Raw genomic sequence first — 18,755 nt, 5'->3', positions numbered from 1 at the left:
TTCGCCTTCGGCGCCCCGGGATGACGAGGAGCGTGCAGAACCGTGGTTGCGTGAAACTGATGACCCCGGGCCCGACCAAACACGTCGGGCAGTCCTGTGACCAAGAAAAAAGGCCACCCCCGAAGGAGCGGCCCGAAGTCTAGGGAGGAAACGCCCAAGAAGGGCTGCCGGACCGCGACGCCATCGCGATCCCGCAATGCACAAAGTAAATTGCGGCGCACAAAACGCAAGCGGAATACCCCTACCGGTTGCGCATACCCCGCCCGCTCCGGCTGCACGTCCGCAGCCGCCTAACCGGCGGCCAGGAGCTTCGCGATCTCGGCCTTGAGCGGGCCGGCCAGATCCTTGCGGTCGAGCGCGTAGGCGATGTTGGCGGTGAGGAAGCCGAGCTTGGAGCCGGTGTCGTAGGTGCGGCCTTCGTAGTGCATGCCGAAGAAGTCCTGCTCGGCCATCAGCTTGATCATCGCGTCGGTGAGCTGGATCTCGCCGCCCGCGCCCTTCTCGCCATGCTCGAGGATGCCGAAGATCTCCGGCTGGAGGATGTAGCGGCCCGAGATGATGAAGTTCGAAGGCGCGGTGCCCTGCTTCGGCTTCTCGACCATGCCGGTGACCTCGAAGGTCTGGCCGAAGGTCTCGCCGACGCTGACGATGCCGTACTGATGCGTCTCCTCCGGCGCGACCTCCTCGACGGCGACGACGTTGCCGCCGTGGCGCTCGTAGGCAGCGAGCATCTGGCCCATGCAGCCGCGGCTGAGCATGTCCGGCAGCAGCACGGCGAAGGGCTCGTCGCCGACGATCTCGCGGGCGCACCACACCGCGTGGCCGAGGCCGAGCGGCGCCTGCTGACGGGTGAAGCTGGTCTGGCCGGCGGCCGGCAGGTCGCGCTTCAGCTCCTCGTAGGCCGCGGTCTTGCCGCGCTCCTGCAGCATCCGGTCGAGCTCGAACGCGATGTCGAAATGGTCCTCGATCACCGCCTTGCCGCGGCCGGTGACGAAGATGAAGTGCTCGATGCCGGCTTCCCGCGCCTCGTCGACCACGTGCTGGACGACCGGCCGGTCGACCACCGTCAGCATCTCTTTCGGGACGGCCTTGGTGGCCGGCAGGAAGCGGGTGCCGAGGCCCGCGACGGGGAGGACGGCCTTTCGGATCGGTTTCATCGAGCAAAAACCCAAACGTGGGAGTTGGACGGGCCGGGCGTTCCGGGCAACACTAGCACGGCAAGCGGACGGCTTCGCGCCGTTGCGCGGCACGATTGAGCATTAACGGTTAAAAGCAAGCTTCCGCTTGCTGGTTGGCGCGGTTTCTTTCAGGGGCAACGATGGCGGTTCTGGTCACGGGTGGTGCCGGTTATATCGGCAGTCACATGGTTCTCGCCCTGCAGGATGCCGGGCGGGAGGAGACGGTCGTCCTCGACGACCTCTCCACCGGGTTCGACTGGGCCCTGCCGCCGGAGGTGAAGCTCGTGCGCGGCGACGTCGGCGACCCCGGTCTCGTCACCGAGACGATCCTGCAGAACCGCGTCGACGCGATCGCCCATTTCGCCGCCCGCATCGTCGTGCCGGACTCGGTCGCCGACCCGCTGCACTACTACCTCGCCAACACGGTGAAGACGCGCGCGCTGATCGAGACCGCGGTGCGCACCGGCGTGAAGCACATCATCTTCTCCTCGACCGCCGCGGTCTACGGCGAGCCGGAGACCGTGCCGGTGCCGGAGGACCTCGCGACCAACCCGATCAACCCCTACGGCCGCTCGAAGCTGATGAGCGAGTGGATGATCCGCGACGCGGCGGCCGCGCACGGCTTCAGCTACGTCATCCTACGCTACTTCAACGTCGCCGGTGCCGACCCGCGCGGGCGCACCGGGCAGTCCACGCCGAACGCCACCCACCTGATCAAGGTCGCGACGCAGGCGGCCCTCGGCCAGCGCCCGCATCTCGAGGTGTTCGGCACCGACTACCCGACGCCGGACGGATCGTGCCTGCGCGACTACATCCAGGTCTCCGACCTCGCCGAGGCGCACCGGGTCGCCCTCGACCACCTGCGCGCCGGCGGCGAGAGCCTGACGCTGAATTGCGGCTACGGCACCGGCTATTCGGTGCTCGAGGTGATCGACACGGTGAAGCGCGTCTCCGGTCGCGACTTCCCGGTGCGCCTCTCGCCCCGCCGCCCCGGCGATCCGGCGCGGATCGTCGCCGAGGCGTCGCGGATCCGCGAGCAGCTCGGCTGGCGCCCGAAGCACGACGACCTCGACGCGATCGTGCGCCAGGCGCTCGACTGGGAAGACGCCCTGCCCAAGCGCAACCGGCACTGAGGCCGTGCGCCCGATCCGCGCCGCGCTCCTCGCCCTCTGCCTCTCCGCCGCTCCGGGCGGCTCCCTCGCCGAGCCTGCCGCCGTCGGGCAAGCCGGTCGGGCGGACGCGTTCCCCGGCTTCGTCGCGGCTCTCCGCACGGATGCGCTCGCGAAGGGCATCGCGCCGGCGACCTTCGATGCGGCGTTCCGCGACGTCGTGCCCGACCCTGCTGTGCTCGCCCGCATCAAGGGTCAGAGCGAGTTCGGGCGGCCGGTATGGGACTATCTCGTCGGGGCGGTCTCGCCGGCGCGGATCGCCCGCGGCCGGGCCCGTGGATCGGCGCTCGGGCCGACCCTCCCGGCGATCGAGGCGCGCTACGGCGTTCCGGCCTCGGTGCTCCTCGCAATCTGGGGCATCGAGTCGGATTTCGGCGCGAGCGGCGGTTCGGTGCCGACGATCCGCGCGCTGGCGACGCTCGCCGCCGCCCGGCACCGCGGCACGCTGTTTCGCGACGAGTTGCTCGCCGCCCTCGCGATCCAGCAGCGCGGGGACGTCGCGCCGGACCGGATGCTCGGCAGCTGGGCCGGCGCGATGGGACAGGTGCAGTTCCTGCCCTCGACGTTCCTGGCGCACGCGGTCGACTTCGACGGGGACGGCCGCAGCGACATCTGGGCGAGCGACGCCGATTCCCTCGCCTCGATCGCCGCCTACCTCAAGGACCTCGGCTGGAATCCCGCGATCGCGTGGGGCTACGCCGTCCGCCTGCCCGAGGGCTTCGACCTGACGCGCTACGCCGCGGACCTGCCTGAATTCTCGCGCCGCGGCGTCAGCCGGATCGATGGCGGCCCGTTGCCGGACAAGGGCGGAGCGTCCGTGTTCCTGCCCGGCGGCGCCGGCGGGCCGGCCTTCCTGATCACCGACAACTTCGAGGTGATCCGCGGCTACAACACCTCGGATTCCTACGCGCTGGCGGTCGGCCATCTCGCCGACCGCCTAGCCGGCGGGCCGCCCCTCGTCGCACCCTGGCCGAGCGCGGCGTCCCGCCTCGACAAGGCCGGCCTCCAGGCCTTGCAGACGGGCCTCGCCGCGCAGGGCCTCTATGCCGGCGAAGCCGACGGCCGCGCCGGGCCGAAGCTGCGCGAGGCGATCCGGCGCTACCAGATCCGCGAAGGCCTGGCCGCCGACGGCTACGCCACACCCGCCCTGCGCGACCGTCTCGCGGGCCGGACCGACGCCAGGCCTCGCTGAGGCCGACCCGTCGAGGCCCGGACCTCGCGCCGCACGGCGGCGGCGTTCCGCCGGGCCTCAGGGATTCCGGTCTATGCGATCCGGCATGACAGCCGTCACGAAACGTCCGTCGCGCCGTCCTAGACACAGGAGGAGGCTCCGATGATCGGGCGTTTTATGAGGGGCGCCCGCGTGTTGCATCGTCGACCGTGCTTCGCGCGAGCCGGCATCCACCTCGCCTGAAGGCGCTCTCAAGACACGTCCGATCCGAGCGGGCATGACGTCGAACCGTCCGGCGATGCCGGCCGCCAAGGGCGCGGCATCATCGATCGCCGGCCCCGACGGCGCGTCGGCTCGAGATCCACACGATCAGGCGCCACGCCGATCCTTGGTCAAGATCACCCCCGTCATGCCGTCGAGGGTCCCGATGAAATCGATGCCGGCGCCTTCCAGGGCTCGACGCATCGCCAAGCGGGTTCGCGGCTGCACCGTCCCGACCTCCTCCTCCAGGCGCCGGATGCTCGAGACCGAGACGCCGGCGGCCCGAGCCAGATCCACGACGGACCAGCGCAGCATCGCGCGGGCTCCGCGCACGAGCGTCCCGGTGATCTCAGGCGACGAGAATCGACCGCTGGGCGGCATCTTCTGCATGATCCCGATCCACTCGCGCACCGAACCATCGGCATCGTGGAGAGGTATGGTGTGGTTGCTGTACCAATGGACCGTCCCGTCCGCGCAGAGAACGCGGTGATCCGCCTCGTAAGGCGTGCCGTGCTCCATCGCCGTTCGCCATGCCGACTCGATCCGTGCCCGATCCTCCGGGTGGATCGCGGCGAGCCAACCGTCGCCCTGCATCTCCGGTCCCGTCTGCCCGGTCAGGACCTGCCATGTCGGGCTTGGCCGCGCCTTCCCGTCCGGAGCCGTCGTCCAGACCACGGCCGCGATGGCATGAACGAGGCCGCGATAGCGTGCGGTGCTCTGCTCGGCGAGCAGACGCGCCTCGTGCGGGCCGGTCACGTCGAAGGCGATGCCCTCGGCACGCATCGGCCGATGGGCGTCGTCGAGAACGATCTGGGCCTTGACCGAAACCCAGCGCACGGTGTGGTCGGGACGCACAAGCCGGACCGTGCGGTCGATCGCCCGGCCGCTGTAGAGCATGTCGAACAGCTCGCCGAGAGCTTCGCGATCGTCCGGGTGGAGAAGTCGGTCGAGCAGGCCGAGGAGGCTCTCGTCCGAAGGCAGGCCGGTGATGTGGGCGAGGCCCAGCGAGCCGCTCATTTCGCCGGTCCGCAGGTTAAGGGACCAGACGCCGACCTGGCCGGTCGCCTCGAGTAGGTTGAGCAACTGGTAGGAGGATGCATGGCGTCGGGCGGGCATCGCCCGACTTGGCCAGACGCTCCGTCGGAACGCAACGTCGAGCCGGGGCGAAAGAGTGCATATCGCTCTTTTATTCATCGCTCGGAGTCGAACCGAGCGGTTTGCGCTCTCGGACGGTGTCGTTCGCAAGCCGGAAACGCGCAATGTGAGACGTGTGGTCAATCATGCATCCATGAAATTCTTCTATCTTCCGAGACGTCCGTGATGGTCGTCACGATGTCGCGTCGCAGATCTGTCGTCCGGATTGTTGATCTTCTCAAGAATCCGGGGGATTTGTCATCATGCGTTGGACGATCGGAAAGAAACTTGGTGCTTCGGGCGTAATCGGAGTCCTGCTCGCCACGGCCCTCGTCATGAACCAGTGGATCAGCGCCCAGCATATCATCGACGCGAACGCCGCGGCCGGACGCGAGCAGATCATCCTTGCAGGCATCCAGCAGACCCGCCTCTCGCACGCGGAGCTTCAAGCGGCGGTCGGCGACATCCGCACCGCGGAAACCACCGAGCAGGTCGCCCGCGTCGCCGAGCGCATCCGCGCCGGCAAGGCTACCGGCGCAGCGGCGCTCGACGAGCCGATCCGGATCGCGCTGATCCCGGGCGTTCTTCAGGACCTTCGGACGAATCTCGTCACCTATGCCGACCTCGCGGCATCGCTGGCCGACGTCATCCGCTTCGAGAATGGCGCGCGGTCCGTCGACGGGAACAAGCTGTCGCAGATCGTCGCCGAGCAGCAGCGCGTGAACACGCTGTTGAACGAGGCGGGAACGGAATCGGTCGCCAATGCCCAGCGCTTCGCGGACGAGGCGCGGCGGAACACGGTCGCGACCGCCGAGTCCGCCAACCGGATCGGGCTCGCCATCGGCGGCACCGTCATCCTCGTCCTGATCGGCTCGGCCGTGTTCTCGGCCCTCTCGATCGGCCGCCCGATCCGCCAGCTCGCCGCCTGCGTGAGCGCCATCGCGCGGGGCGACACGGCGGCCGAGGTGCCCGCGACCCGGCGCGGCGACGAGCTGGGGGCGATGGCCGTCTCGGTGCAGGTGTTCAAGGAGAACCTGATCCGCACGCAGGCCTTGGAGGAGGAGATGTCCCAGGGGCGGCTGGAGGCGGAGCGGCAGCGCCAGGCCGGGATGCGGCAGATGGCCGACGCCTTCGAAGCGGCCGTCGGCGGCATCGTCGGGCAGGTCTCGTCGGCGGCCACCGAGCTGCAGGCGACGGCCCAGCAGATGACCGCAACCGCCGGCGACACGGCGGCGCAGTCGGGCATCGTGGCAACGGCGGCCACGCAGGCGGCGGACAACGTGAGCACGGTGGCCATCGCCGCCGAGCAACTCGGATCCTCGGTGCAGGAGATCGGACGGCAGATGTCCAGCTCGTCCGAGCTGGCGCGAGCCGCCGTGGTGGACGCCGATCAGACGGCGCGGCTGGTGCAGGAGCTCAGCCACGCCGCCGAGCAGATCGGGGCCATGGTCGGGATGATCTCCAACATCGCCGCGCAGACCAACCTGCTCGCCCTGAACGCCACGATCGAGGCCGCGCGTGCCGGTGAGGCTGGCCGCGGCTTCGCGGTCGTCGCGACGGAGGTGAAGGAGTTGGCCGGCCAGACGGCCAAGGCCACCGAGGAGATCAGCCAGCGCATCGGGCACGTGCAACACGTGACCGATCAGGCCGTGAGCGCGATCGGCGGCATCACGACCCGGATCCGCGAGATCAACGCGGTGGCCGCGACGATCGCGGCGGCCGTCGAGGAGCAGGGAGCGGCGACCCAGGAGATCGTGCGCAACGTCGCACAGGCCTCGGCCGGTGCGAGCGAGGTCACGGCCCACATCGCGGGCGTGGCGCGCGCGTCGGAGGACACGGGCGCTGCCGCGACCCAGGTCCTGGCGTCGAGTTCCGAGCTGTCGCGCCAGTCCGAACGCCTCGGCGCAGAGGTCGCGCACTTCCTGGCCACCGTCCGCGCCGCCTGAAACCCCGTCGACGCGTTCGTCGGCCCGTTTCCCTCATCCTCGCGGTGCCGCTTCGGCGTCTGCGAAGGATGAGGGGGCCGAACGATCGGGTCTCGTCGAAAGACCGACGCTCTCAGGGTCGAATGGCCGCCCGTCATCGGTCATGGAACCGCCGTCGCGCCATCGTGGGCACAGGAGACCGCCGGCGCGCGGGAGGTTTTGCGGGAGGCTCTTAGACGCGGCGCGACCGCTCCGCTATGGTCGCCCGCGGGTCGAAGCCCGCGGGACCGGAGGGCGCATGAGACGCGACGCGACAAACCGAGCCGACGCGGCAGCCGCCAAGGCGCGCCGCCTCGTTCTGGCGCTCGGGGCCGGCCTCGCGCTTCCGCTCGTCCTCCTGCCGCCGTCGCCGGCCGAGGCGCAGTGGGGCGACAGCTACGACCAGCCGCGCCGACGCGGCCGCGACGCCTATTACCGCGAGGACGACGGCTATGCCCGCGCGCCGCGCCGCGCCGCGCCGGAGCCCGAGCAGCGCCAGTTCTACTGGCCGTGGGAAGACCGGCCGAGCCCGCCGGAGCCGCGGCAGGCGGCCCCGACCTATCGCCCGCCGCGCGTGCGCCCGCCCGCCAGCGCGGAGACCGGCCGCCAGCTTCGGCGTCCGCAGACCCGGCCGGCGCCCACGGTCGCGGCGCCGGCGCCGGCCGTGAAGAAGACCGAGGCGAAGGTCCAGATCGCGGTGTTCGGCGATTCGCTGGCCGACCATCTCAGCCGCGGGCTGGACGACGTGTTCGAGGACACCGCCGACGTCGCGGTGATCGATCGCGCCAAGGCCGACAGCGGCCTCGTGCGCAGGGACGTCGTCGATTGGCCGAAGGCCGCCGAGGACTACCTGAAGGCGAACCCGAAGGTCGGCTATGCCGTGGTCATGCTCGGCGCCAACGATCGCCAGCCGATGCGCGACGGGGACCAGACCCTCGATCCGCTCTCCGACCGCTGGCGCGAGGTCTACCGCACCCGCGTGGACGCCTTGGTGAAGGTCTTCACCGACCGGAAGATTCCGCTCGTCTGGGTCGGCGCCCCGCCGATGCGCAGCGAGAGCCTGACGCGCGACCTCGGCAGCCTCAACGAGATCGTCCGGGATGCCGTCACCAAGGCGGGGGGCACCTACGTCGATGTCGGGCCGGGCTTCTCCGACGACCGCAACCACTACACCGCCACCGGACCGGACCTCGACGGGCAGAGCGCCAAGCTCCGCACCGCCGACGGCGTGCACTTCACCCATGCCGGCGCCCGCAAGCTCGCGCATTTCGCCGACGTGGAGCTGAAGCGCCTGATGGGTGCGACGGCGCCCACCGCGCCCGAGCAGCCGGCCGCCGCCGTCTCGGCCCTGCCCGCGACGCCGCTCGACGGGGCACCGACGACGACCCTCGACGACGTCACCGCGATCGACCGGCAGATCACGGCGATGCTGCCGAGCCTGCCCGAGCCGCCCGGCGTCCCGGCCCTCCCCGTCAAGCCGGCGGCGGGGCCGGTCGTCCCGCTCGGCCGGATCGAGCTGTCGCCCGGCGGCGTCCTGGTCAGCGGCCGACCGCGCGACGGCGACGCCACCGGCACGGTCGAGCGCGCGCTCCAGCGCGGGGCGGCACCGCTGCCGCAGCCCGGCCGCGCCGACGATTTCCGCTGGCCGCCGGGCTGAACGCCCGGCGAAAACCTCAGCGCGGGAGGATCGAGGCACCCATCAGCGTCTCGTCGATCGAGCGGGCGGCCTGACGGCCCTCGCGGATCGCCCAGACGACGAGGGACTGGCCGCGCCGCATGTCGCCGGCCGCCCAGATCTTCGGGTCGGAGGTGCGGTAATCCTCCTCGTTGGCGGTGACGTTGCCGCGCTTGTCGACCGTGATGCCGGACTGCTCGAGCAGGCCCTTCTGGATCGAGCCGGCGAAGCCGATCGCCATGAAGACGAGGTCGGCCGGCAGCACGAACTCGCTGCCCTCGATCGGCTGGCGCTTGGCGTCGACGCGCGCGCAGACGACGCCGGTGAGCCGGCCCTTCTTGTTGCCTTCGAGCCGGAGCGTCGCCGCCTGGAACTCGCGCTCGGCGCCCTCGGCCTGGCTCGACGAGGTCCGCATCTTGGTCGGCCAGTACGGCCAGACCGAGAGCTTGTCCTCGCGCTCGGGGGGGCGCGGCCGGATGTCGAGCTGCGTCACCGACAGGGCGCCCTGCCGGAAGGCGGTTCCGACGCAATCGGACGCGGTGTCGCCGCCGCCGATCACCACCACGTTCTTGCCCGATGCCAGGATCGGCGCCTCGCCGTTGCCGCGCATCGGCTCGGCGCCGACGCGGCGGTTCGACTGGATCAGGTAGGGCATCGCGTAGTGCACGCCCTCCATCTCCTGCCCCGGCAGCTGCGGGTTGCGCGGGTCCTCGGCGCCGCCGGAGAACAGCACCGCGTCGAACTCCGCGGTCAGCTCCTCGACCGGCTTCGTCACGCCGACGTTCTGGTTGTAGTGGAAGACCACGCCCTCGGCTTCCATCTGCTTCACGCGTCGGTCGATGTGGCGCTTCTCCATCTTGAAGTCGGGGATGCCGTAGCGGAGCAGGCCGCCGGCCTTCGGCTCGCGCTCGTAGACGTGCACCGCGTGCCCGACCCGGGCGAGCTGCTGCGCCGCCGCGAGGCCGGCCGGGCCCGACCCGATCACCGCGACCTTCTTGCCGGTGCGGATCGACGACGGCTCGGGCTTGACCCAGCCCATGTTCCAGGCGCGGTCGGCGATGGCCTGCTCGATCGTCTTGATCGCGACGGGCTGGTTCTCGAGGTTCAGCGTGCAGGCTTCCTCGCACGGCGCCGGGCAGATGCGGCCGGTAAATTCCGGGAAGTTGTTGGTGGAGTGCAGGTTGCGCGCGGCTTCTTCCCAATCCGACTGGAACACGAGGTCGTTCCAGTCCGGGATCTGGTTGTGCACCGGGCAGCCGGTCGGCCCGTGGCAGAACGGGATGCCGCAATCCATGCAGCGGGCGGCCTGCTTCTTCAGGTCGTGCTCGTCGAGCGGCAGGGTGAACTCGCGGAAGTGCCGCACGCGGTCGGCCGCGAGCTGGTACTTCTGGTCCTGCCGGTCGAATTCGAGGAAGCCGGTGATCTTGCCCATCGGGATGCTCAGCGTCGGTAGCGAAAAATCGGTGGTGCCGCGATCGGGTCAGCGACCGGCGGCGGTGGCGATAGCGTCGGGTTCGATCCGGAACGCGACCTTGCATCGGTCGAGCCAATCCCGGATCGCGGGCCTCGCGGCCAGATCGAATCCACCCTCGTCGGCCCACTGGGTGTAGGCGAACAGGGCGACGTCGGCGATGGTCGCGTCGTCGCCCACGAACCAGCCCGTTCCGGCGAGATGCCGCTCCATCAGGTCGAGCGCCGCCTCGCCGCGCGCGACCCTGGCCGGATCGCGGGCCTCGCGCCGCACGCCGCGGAACTTCATCTCCGCCCGGCAGACCGCGACCGCCGGCTCGTGGCTGTACTGCTCCCAGAACAGCCACTGATCGACCGTCGCCGCCGCGAAGGCATCGTCCGGCAGCAACGCGCTGCCGCGGGCGAGGTAGCGGATGATCGCGTTCGACTGCGCGAGCCGACGCCCGTCCGCGAACGCCACGCCCGGGATCTGGCCTGCCGGAAACAGAGCGAGGTAGGCGGGCGTCCGGCTCTCGCCCTTCAGCGCGTCGACCTGAACCCATTCGTAGGCGAGGCCGAGCCGATCGGCGACGATCTTGATCTTCAGGCAATTGCCCGAGGTGAGATCGCCGTAGATCCGCATGGCGGCAGGTGGGATCGTCGCAAGCGTCGCCGTCATGTCGTCCCCCCTCGCGATGTCCGCCATCGCTCGCGTGTTTCGTCCGGGCCGTCCGTCGGCCGGCTCAGAGCCGGTCGGAATGCTCGCGCAACCATTCCTTGAGCGCGGTCTCGATCCGTATCTGCCAGCCTGGCCCTCCGGCTCGGAACCGCTCGACGAGATCGGTGGGAAGCACCAACCGTTCAGTCTCGCCGGGACGGTGCCCGCGCTCGATCAGGCGGCCGCCGACGAAACGATCGGCCTTCTCGAACCAAGCCTCGTCCAGTTCCGGCGCGTCGTCCGGATCCCAGCCGATCTCGTCGGGGTTCAGCGGTCGGTCAGCCGCGTTCGCGATAGCGCGCTTGCTCTCGGTCATTGGCCTTCCTCATGCTGATGATCCGGCGAGTATGATCCCGTTCGGTCCAAACGACGACCACCATCCGTCCGTCGAGCATTCCCACCGTGATCGATCGCGCCTCGCGGTAGTCCATCCGCTCGTCCCTGAAGGTCGTCACCGCGGCGGCGAAGACTTCAGGGGTGCGTGCGAAATCGAGGCCCCTCTCGCGCAACGTCACCAGACGCTTCGCGGGATCGAACGTGATCTCCATCGACCGGCACGAGGCCGGCGCGCGCCTACTCGGCCGCCACCGGCATCCGTGCCATCTCCATCTCGCGCAACGCCCGGCGGTACTCCACCGGCATCACCTTGACGAACTTGGTGCGGTAGCCCGCCCAGTCGTCGAGGATCGCCTTGGCACGCGGGCTGCCCGTGTACTTCAGGTGATTGGTGATGAGCTGCGACAGGCGCTCCTCGTCGTGGCCGGACATGTCGGCGAGGATGTCGACGCGGCCCTTGGTCTCCAGGTCGCCGTCCTGGTGGAAGCGGCGCATCAGGTCGTCCTCCTCCTCGACCGGCTCGAGATCGACCATCGAGAGGTTGCAGCGGGCCGAAAACGAGCCGTCCTCGTCGAGCACGTAGGCGATGCCGCCGGACATGCCGGCGGCGAAGTTGCGGCCGGTCTCGCCGATCGACACGACCACGCCGCCGGTCATGTACTCGCAGCCATGGTCGCCCATGCCCTCGACGACGGTGATCGCACCGGAGTTGCGCACGGCGAAGCGCTCGCCGGCCGAGCCGCGGACGTAGCACTCGCCGGCGATGGCGCCGTAGAGCACGGTGTTGCCGACCATGATGGTCCTGTCGGCGGGCGCCTTAAGCGCGTCGCTCGGCCGGATGATCAGCTTGCCGCCCGACAGGCCCTTGCCGACGTAGTCGTTGCCGTGGCCGGTGAGCTCGATCGTCACGCCGGCTGCGACCCAGGCGCCGAAGCTCTGGCCGGCCGTGCCGGAGAGCTTCACCACGATGGTGTCGTCGGGCAGGCCCTCGTGGCCGTGCGCCTTGGCGACGGCGCCCGAGAGCATCGCGCCCGCGGTGCGGTCGGAGTTGCGGATCACGTCGTGGAGCACCACCGGCTCGCCGGTGTTGATCGCGTTCTGCGCGCCGGCGATCAGGCGCCGGTCGAGGACGTGGTCGATCGGGTGCTTCTGCGTCTCGACCCAGCGGATGGCGACCTCCGGCCCGACGTCGGGACGGTGGAACAGCTTCGAGAAGTCGAGCCCGCGCGCCTTCCAGTGCTGGATCGCCTCGACCTTGTCGAGGAAGTCGGAACGCCCGACGAGGTCCTCGAGCTTGGTGAAGCCCATCGCCGCGATCAGCTCGCGCAGCTCCTCGGCGACGTAGAAGAAGTAGTTCACCACGTGCTCGGGGGTGCCCTTGAAGCGCTTGCGCAGCACCGGGTCCTGGGTCGCGACGCCGACCGGGCAGGTGTTGAGGTGGCACTTGCGCATCATGATGCAGCCGGCCGCGATCAGCGGCGCGGTCGAGAAGCCGAACTGGTCGGCGCCGAGCAGGGCCGCGATCAGCACGTCGCGGCCCGTGCGGATGCCGCCGTCGGCCTGCAGCGCGACGCGGCCGCGCAGGTGGTTCATCACCAGCGTCTGCTGCGTCTCGGCGAGGCCGGTCTCCCACGGGCCGCCGGCATGCTTGAGCGAGGTCAGCGGCGCCGCTCCGGTGCCGCCGTCGAAGCCCGAGATGGTGATGTGGTCGGCCCGCGCCTTGGCGACGCCGGTCGCGACCGTGCCGACGCCGACCTCGGAGACGAGCTTGACCGAGACGTCGGCCGCCGGGTTCACGTTCTTCAGGTCGAAGATCAGCTGTGCCAGATCCTCGATCGAGTAGATGTCGTGGTGCGGCGGCGGCGAGATCAGGCCGACGCCGGGCGTGGCGTAGCGGACCTTGGCGATCTTGGCGTCGACCTTGTGGCCGGGCAGCTGTCCGCCCTCGCCGGGCTTGGCGCCCTGCGCGACCTTGATCTGCATCATGTCGGCGTTGACGAGGTACTCGGTCGTGACGCCGAAGCGGCCCGATGCGACCTGCTTTATCGACGAGCGGCGCGAGCGACCGTCCGGCAGCGGCTTGAAGCGCTCGACCTCCTCGCCGCCCTCGCCCGAGTTCGAGCGGCCGCCGAAGGAGTTCAGGGCGATCGCCAGGGTCTCGTGCGCCTCCTTCGAGATCGAGCCGTAGGACATCGCGCCGGTGGCGAAGCGCTTGACGATGTCGGCGGCCGGCTCGACGCTCTCCACGGGCACCGGCTCGCGTCCGATCTCGCCGGCGAGCTTGATCCGGAACAGGCCGCGCAGGGTCTTGAGCTGCTGCTCCTGGTCGTTCACCAGCTTGGCGTATTCGCGGTAGCGCTCGGGCACGCCGAGGCGCACCGCATGCTGCAGCGTCGCGACGGTGTCCGGGGTCCAGGTATGGGCCTCGCCGCGCAGCCGGTAGGCGTACTCGCCGCCGACATCGAGGGCGTTGCGATAGATCGGCGCGTCGCCGAACGCGTCGGCGTGGCGGCGCACGGTCTCCTCGGCGATCTCGGCCATGCCGACGCCCTCGACCATCGTCGCGGTGCCGAAGAAGTCGCGCGCGACGAAGGCCGAGTTCAACCCGATCGCGTCGAAGATCTGCGCGCCGCAATAGGACTGGTAGGTCGAGATGCCCATCTTCGACATGACCTTCAGCAGGCCCTTATCGATCGACTTGATGTAGCGGTAGATGATCTCCTCGTCGACGAGGTCCGGCGGGAACTCGTGCTTCATCGCCACCAGCGTCTCGAAGGCGAGATACGGGTTGATCGCCTCGGCGCCGTAGCCGGCCAGGCACGCGAAGTGATGGATCTCGCGCGGCTCGCCCGATTCGACCACGAGCCCGACCGAGGTGCGCAGCCCCTTGCGGATCAGGTAGTTGTGCACGGCCGCCGTCGCCAGCAGCGCCGGGATCGGGATGCGGTCGGGGCCGACCGCGCGGTCGGACAGGACGATGATGTTGTAGCCGCCGCGCACCGCGACTTCCGCGCGGTCGCAGAGCCGGTCGAGCGCGCCGTTCATCGCCGCCGCGCCGGTCTCGGCCGGGTAGGTGATGTCCAGCGTCTTGGTGTCGAAGCGGTCCTCGAAATGGCCGATCGAGCGGATCTTCTCGAGATCCGTGTTGGTCAGGATCGGCTGGCGGACTTCCAGGCGCTTGCGGCGCGAGGCACCTTCCATGTCGAGCAGGTTCGGGCGCGGACCGATGAACGAGACGAGGCTCATCACGGCCTCCTCGCGGATCGGGTCGATCGGCGGGTTGGTGACCTGCGCGAAGTTCTGCTTGAAGTACGTGTAGAGCGACTTCGACTTGTCGGACAGAGCGGAGAGCGGCGTGTCGGTGCCCATCGAGCCGACAGCCTCCTGGCCGGTCACGGCCATCGGCGCCATGAGCAGCTTGAGGTCTTCCTGGCTGTAGCCGAAGGCCTGCTGCCGATCGAGCAGCGACACGTCGGTGCGGCTCTCGCGGGCGGTGACCGGCTTGAGGTCCTCGAGCACGATCTGGGTGTTCTTCACCCACTCCGCGTAGGGGTGCGCGGCGGCGAGCTCGCCCTTGATCTCCTCGTCGTCGACGATGCGGCCCTTCTCGAGGTCGATCAGCAGCATCCGGCCCGGCTGCAGGCGCCAGGACTGGACGATCTTCTCGTCCGGGATCGGCAGAACGCCCATCTCCGAGGCGAGCACGACGAGGCCGTCGTCGGTGACGACGTAGCGGGCGGGGCGGAGGCCGTTGCGGTCGAGGGTCGCGCCGATCTGCCGGCCGTCGGTGAAGGCGACGGCGGCGGGCCCGTCCCACGGCTCCATCAGCGCGGCATGGTACTCGTAGAACGAGCGCCGATCTTCGCCCATCAACGGGTTGCCGGCCCAGGCCTCGGGGATGAGCATCATCATCGCGTGGGCCAACGGGTAGCCGCCCATCACGAGGAACTCGAGCGCGTTGTCGAAGCACGCGGTGTCGGACTGGCCCTCGTAGGAGATCGGCCAGATCTTCGAGATGTCGTTGCCGAACAGCTCCGAATCGACGCTCGCCTGGCGCGCCGACATCCAGTTCACGTTGCCGCGCAGCGTGTTGATCTCGCCGTTATGCGCCACCATCCGGTAGGGGTGCGACAGGCGCCAGGTCGGGAAGGTGTTGGTGGCGAAGCGCTGGTGCACCAGCGCGATCGCCGAGACGAAGCGCTGATCCTTCAGGTCGAGGAAGTAGTTCCCGAGCTGGTTCACCAGGACCATGCCCTTGTAGACGATGGTCCGGCTCGACACGGAGACGGGGTAGAACTCCATCACCCGCGGGTCCTTCAGGCCGTAGACGCGGCCGGAGATCACCTTGCGGGCGACGTAGATGCGCCGCTCGAACGCGTCGCCGTCGGCCGCCGAGGCCGGGCGCCCGATGAAGAGCTGGCGGTGATGCGGCTCGGTCGCCTTCACGGCGATGCCGAGATCCTCGGGGTCGACCGGCACGTCGCGCCAGCCGAGCAGGGGCAGCCCTTCCGACGCGAGCGCTTCCTCGACGATGGCTTCGATGATCGCCCGCGGCTCGTCGGCCTTCGGCATGAACAGCTGCGCGATGGCGTAGTCGCCGGCCGGGGGCAGCTCGAAGCCGAGGCGCGAGCATTCCTCGGCGAAGAAGGCGTGCGGGATCTGCGTGAGGATGCCGCAGCCGTCGCCCATCTTCGGGTCGGCTCCGACCGCGCCGCGATGGTCGAGGTTCTCCAGGATCTTCAGGCCCTGCTCGACGATGGCGTGGGTGCGCCGGTCGTGCATGTCGGCGACGAAGCCGACGCCGCAGCCGTCCCGCTCGTTGCGGGGATCGTAGGCGCCCTGCGCCACCGGCATCGCCGGATCGCGCACCACCAGCGGCGCGACGCCGTCGCGGGCCGCCGGCGCCGTGTCGGCGTTGAGGTTCCCGCTCACGGCCATGTCCGCATTCCCGAAAGCCGCCATGCCCACCATCCCCGAAAGATCGACCAGACCCGTTCGAACGCCCATGCCCGCCAGGCGAGCATGTTTCATGCCCGGCGCTCAAGCGAGGCCGGGCCAGTCATCTTGTCTCGTCGGGTCTCGGGAGGGTCCTCGGTGGAGGAAGCGCCCGCTACCCGCGGGCTCGCACCGGCCCGATGTCAGCCGGCGTGGGCCCGGATCGCCTCTGCGGCGACCGGCTCGCGATCTCGTTTCGACGTCACGATGGTCACGTCCCGAAACCCTCTGCCCAGGCCTGAACGGCCCCACCGCGCGGCATCGATCGCACGCGCGCCCCGGAAATGGGACAGTCATACTGTCCTAACGCTGCAAACTGGCAGATTTCAAAAATTCCAGCAAGGGCCCCGCGGGACCAAAAGCGGCGTTTTGATGCCGCATCCCATGACGGATCCCATGTCCGGTCCCATGTCCGCCCCCACGCCGGATCGGCAGGCGACCCAATTCCCCGTCGTGCGAGGGGCGATGCGAACGGGTGGATCGGCGTCAAGATCGGCCCTTCGCCGCCCGCTTTCTCCCGCAATTGCGCCCAAATCCTCCGCTCAAAGGCGAGCGCCGAGCACAAGCGGCATGCGGGGCAACGACCCTGCCGGAATGGCCGAAGGACACGCGGGACGCGGTCCTTCGGCGCGGGGCCCGGGCCGGATCGTCGGCAGGTCCCGATCGGGACTCCCCGGCGCGGGGCGAGCGCCTGCGGAGATTCGGGCGATCTTGAGAATGCGACCGGGAGGTCAGCCGTGAACCGATCCTATCGTCGTCTCCGTGCGGGCCTCGCCGCCTGCGCCCTGCTGATCGGTGCCGCCGACGCGGCGCGGGCGCAATACGCGTACGACGAGGCGATCATGCCGCCGCGCGCCGTCGCATGGCGCCTGAGCGAGCGCGGCTTCAGCGGCATGAGCCGCCCGCGCTTCGACGGACGCGCCTACATCGTCGAGGCCTTCAACCCGATGGGTGCCCGCGTGCGCCTGTTCGTCGATGCCCGGGACGGCGCGATCCTCGGCCGCCAGCGCCTCGACGACGGCCCGATCGCCCTTGCCCGCCCGGCGCCCGGCTACGGCTGGACCGAAGAGGACGAGATGCCGCGCCAGCCGATGCGGCAGGCCGAGCGCCTGCTCCCGCCGGCCGACATCCCGTTGCCCGAGGCGCGCGGAATGCCCTTGCGCCGTGCGCCGGCCGAGGCCGAGGCCGAGGCCGATTATGCCCGACCCGACGGATCGAACGGCATGCCGGGGCGCACGCTCGCGGACCCGAACCCGCAGGGCATCAACCCCGATCGGCGCGGCCCCGCCGAATCGCCGCGCAAGCTCGCCCGAGTCGCCAACCCGCCCCGGTTGTCCGAGACCAAAGCGCTCGACGAGAAGGCGCGCGATGGCAAGGCGATCGAAGGAAAAGCGCAGGCGCGCACCGTTCCCGAGGCGCCCAAGCTCCGCCCGGTGGACGCCGCCAAGCCCGAGTCGAAGCCGGAGGCTCCCGTCGCCGCCGTGGATCAGCCGAAGGCCGCGCCGGTTCCCGGCGTCACGCCGACTCCGGCAGCGGTCCAGCCGCCCGCCGACGGGACCTTGGCCAAGTCGGTCGAATCGAAGCCGGGCGAATCGAAGCCGGCGGACGTGAAGACCTCGGAGGTCAAACCCGCCGACCAGAGCTGGAAGAATCCGCCCGAGGCCAAGCGCAACGTCCGCGTCATCGGTGGCGCGACCCTCGTGCCGGGCGCGCCGGACAAGGACGCGCCGACACCCTGATCGGCCCCTACCCTGCGCGGCCGACCACGCGCTCGTCCCCGCAGAACAGCGTGAACGAATCGGCCCGGGCGATGGCGCAGAGCGTCATGTCGTGCAGGCGCGCCCGCTCGATCGCGAGCGAGGTCGGGGCCGAGATCGCGACCAGGACCGACGCGCCGAAATGCGCGGCTTTCTCGACCATCTCGAACGAGCACCGGCTGGTGATCACCAGGAAGCCCGCGGCCGGGTCGGTTCCCGTCCGGATCAGCGCCCCGATCAGCTTGTCCAGCGCGTTGTGCCGGCCGACATCCTCGCGGACCGCCACGAGGCTCCCGTCGAGGCGCACCCAGGCGGCGGCGTGCACGGCCCGCGTCTCGCGCCCGAGCACCTGCGAATCGCCGAGATCCGACAAGGCCCGCGCGATCGCCTCCGCCCCGACGCGCACGCGGCCCGACGCGGCCCGGGTCTCGGCCCGCGGCAGGGCGGCGAGATCCTCGATCCCGCAGACGCCGCAGCCGGTGCGCCCGCTGATCGCGCGCTTGCGGGCGAGATGCTCGCGCAGGCGCCCGGGCGCCAAATCCACCAGCAGGCGCAGCCCGCCGTCGCCCGGCTCGACCGCGGCGCCGCGGATCTCGTCGGCCGCCGCGACGATGCCTTCGGTCAGGCTGAAGCCGTAGGCGAAATCCTCGAGGTCGGCCGGCGTCGCCATCATCACCGCATAGGGCACGCTGCCGTAGACGAGGTTCACCGGCATCTCGACGGCGAGCGCGCGGTGATCGTCGCGCGGCTCCGGTGCGGCGTAGGCGACGACGCGGGTCGCCACCTGCAAGGCCGTCTCCTGCAAGGCCGTCTCCTGCAAGGCCGTCTCCTGCAAGGCCGTCTCCTGCAAGGCCGTCTCCTGCAAGGCCGTCTCCTGCAAGGCCGTCTCCTGCAAGGCCGTCTCCTGCAAGGCCGTCTCCTGCAAGGCCGTCGCAGGCAGGCCCGTCC

General features: G+C 70.1%; 13 protein-coding genes. 5 read left to right on the top strand and 8 right to left on the bottom strand.

The genetic code is table 11. The features are described from left to right. Positions 1-290: 290 nt before the first annotated feature. Positions 291-1,157, bottom strand: a complete 867-nt coding sequence (locus tag MKK60_RS26950) for a UTP--glucose-1-phosphate uridylyltransferase (protein ID WP_243989140.1) — start codon at positions 1,155-1,157, stop codon at positions 291-293. 161 nt (positions 1,158-1,318) lie between these two features. Between MKK60_RS26950 and galE the strand changes: the two genes are divergently transcribed. Both galE and MKK60_RS26940 read left to right on the top strand, forming a co-directional pair. Continuing rightward, positions 1,319-2,311, top strand: a complete 993-nt coding sequence (gene galE, locus MKK60_RS26945) for a UDP-glucose 4-epimerase GalE (RefSeq protein ID WP_243935341.1) — start codon at positions 1,319-1,321, stop codon at positions 2,309-2,311. A 4-nt stretch (positions 2,312-2,315) separates the two neighbouring features. Next, positions 2,316-3,539, top strand: a complete 1,224-nt coding sequence (locus MKK60_RS26940; protein WP_243989139.1) for a lytic murein transglycosylase — start codon at positions 2,316-2,318, stop codon at positions 3,537-3,539. A gap of 348 nt (positions 3,540-3,887) precedes the next feature. Here the strand turns inward: MKK60_RS26940 and MKK60_RS26935 are convergent, their stop codons facing one another. Further along, on the bottom strand, positions 3,888-4,796 hold the full coding sequence (locus MKK60_RS26935) for a PAS domain-containing protein (protein ID WP_243989138.1): 909 nt from the start codon (positions 4,794-4,796) through the stop codon (positions 3,888-3,890). A 452-nt stretch (positions 4,797-5,248) separates the two neighbouring features. Here MKK60_RS26935 and MKK60_RS26930 point away from each other — a divergent pair, with 452 nt between their 5' ends. Then, the gene (locus tag MKK60_RS26930) at positions 5,249-6,859 is read left to right on the top strand and encodes a methyl-accepting chemotaxis protein (RefSeq protein ID WP_243989137.1); all 1,611 of its coding nucleotides are present in this window, start codon (positions 5,249-5,251) and stop codon (positions 6,857-6,859) included. Positions 6,860-7,136: 277 nt separating this feature from the next. Next, positions 7,137-8,534, top strand: coding sequence for a DUF459 domain-containing protein (locus MKK60_RS26925; protein ID WP_243989136.1), 1,398 nt, complete (start codon positions 7,137-7,139; stop codon positions 8,532-8,534). Positions 8,535-8,550: 16 nt separating this feature from the next. Here MKK60_RS26925 and MKK60_RS26920 read toward each other — a convergent pair whose 3' ends face one another. The 5 genes from MKK60_RS26920 to gltB form a co-directional block, all read right to left on the bottom strand. Next, positions 8,551-9,984, bottom strand: coding sequence for a glutamate synthase subunit beta (locus MKK60_RS26920; protein ID WP_147725179.1), 1,434 nt, complete (start codon positions 9,982-9,984; stop codon positions 8,551-8,553). A 48-nt stretch (positions 9,985-10,032) separates the two neighbouring features. Beyond that, the gene (locus MKK60_RS26915; protein WP_147858138.1) at positions 10,033-10,644 is read right to left on the bottom strand and encodes a glutathione S-transferase family protein; all 612 of its coding nucleotides are present in this window, start codon (positions 10,642-10,644) and stop codon (positions 10,033-10,035) included. 100 nt (positions 10,645-10,744) lie between these two features. Further along, positions 10,745-11,035: a BrnA antitoxin family protein gene (locus MKK60_RS26910; protein ID WP_147725183.1), complete on the bottom strand. Its 291-nt coding sequence runs from the start codon at positions 11,033-11,035 to the stop codon at positions 10,745-10,747. Then, entirely contained in the window at positions 10,998-11,267 is a 270-nt protein-coding gene (locus MKK60_RS26905) for a BrnT family toxin (protein WP_147725184.1), read from the bottom strand. Before MKK60_RS26905 ends, MKK60_RS26910 begins: the two co-directional genes overlap by 38 nt. Before the next feature lie 25 nt (positions 11,268-11,292). Next, positions 11,293-15,993 (bottom strand): glutamate synthase large subunit, encoded by a 4,701-nt coding sequence (gene gltB / locus MKK60_RS26900; RefSeq protein WP_243989135.1) that lies wholly within the window; start codon positions 15,991-15,993, stop codon positions 11,293-11,295. 794 nt (positions 15,994-16,787) lie between these two features. Between gltB and MKK60_RS26895 the strand changes: the two genes are divergently transcribed. Next, the gene (locus tag MKK60_RS26895) at positions 16,788-17,789 is read left to right on the top strand and encodes a hypothetical protein (protein ID WP_243989134.1); all 1,002 of its coding nucleotides are present in this window, start codon (positions 16,788-16,790) and stop codon (positions 17,787-17,789) included. A gap of 7 nt (positions 17,790-17,796) precedes the next feature. Here the strand turns inward: MKK60_RS26895 and fdhD are convergent, their stop codons facing one another. Beyond that, positions 17,797-18,627, bottom strand: coding sequence for a formate dehydrogenase accessory sulfurtransferase FdhD (fdhD, locus tag MKK60_RS26890; RefSeq protein ID WP_409567461.1), 831 nt, complete (start codon positions 18,625-18,627; stop codon positions 17,797-17,799). Between the last annotated feature and the right edge of the window lie 128 nt (positions 18,628-18,755).

This window comes from Methylobacterium sp. J-092 (genome assembly GCF_022829325.1).
Lineage (GTDB): Bacteria > Pseudomonadota > Alphaproteobacteria > Rhizobiales > Beijerinckiaceae > Methylobacterium.
Note: the sequence above shows the minus strand (reverse complement) of the source record. Positions and strands in the feature narration are given on the sequence as shown.

Bases quoted from the DNA above. Each gene is read 5' to 3' on its own strand.
- MKK60_RS26950 (WP_243989140.1), bottom strand. From the start codon at position 1,157: ATGAAACCGATCCGAAAGGCCGTCCTCCCCGTCGCGGGCCTCGGCACC.
- galE (WP_243935341.1), top strand. From the start codon at position 1,319: ATGGCGGTTCTGGTCACGGGTGGTGCCGGTTATATCGGCAGTCACATG.
- MKK60_RS26935 (WP_243989138.1), bottom strand. From the start codon at position 4,796: ATGAGCGGCTCGCTGGGCCTCGCCCACATCACCGGCCTGCCTTCGGAC.
- MKK60_RS26930 (WP_243989137.1), top strand. From the start codon at position 5,249: ATGAACCAGTGGATCAGCGCCCAGCATATCATCGACGCGAACGCCGCG.
- MKK60_RS26925 (WP_243989136.1), top strand. From the start codon at position 7,137: ATGAGACGCGACGCGACAAACCGAGCCGACGCGGCAGCCGCCAAGGCG.
- MKK60_RS26920 (WP_147725179.1), bottom strand. From the start codon at position 9,984: ATGGGCAAGATCACCGGCTTCCTCGAATTCGACCGGCAGGACCAGAAG.
- MKK60_RS26915 (WP_147858138.1), bottom strand. From the start codon at position 10,644: ATGCGGATCTACGGCGATCTCACCTCGGGCAATTGCCTGAAGATCAAG.
- MKK60_RS26910 (WP_147725183.1), bottom strand. From the start codon at position 11,035: ATGACCGAGAGCAAGCGCGCTATCGCGAACGCGGCTGACCGACCGCTG.
- MKK60_RS26905 (WP_147725184.1), bottom strand. From the start codon at position 11,267: ATGGAGATCACGTTCGATCCCGCGAAGCGTCTGGTGACGTTGCGCGAG.
- gltB (WP_243989135.1), bottom strand. From the start codon at position 15,993: ATGGCCGTGAGCGGGAACCTCAACGCCGACACGGCGCCGGCGGCCCGC.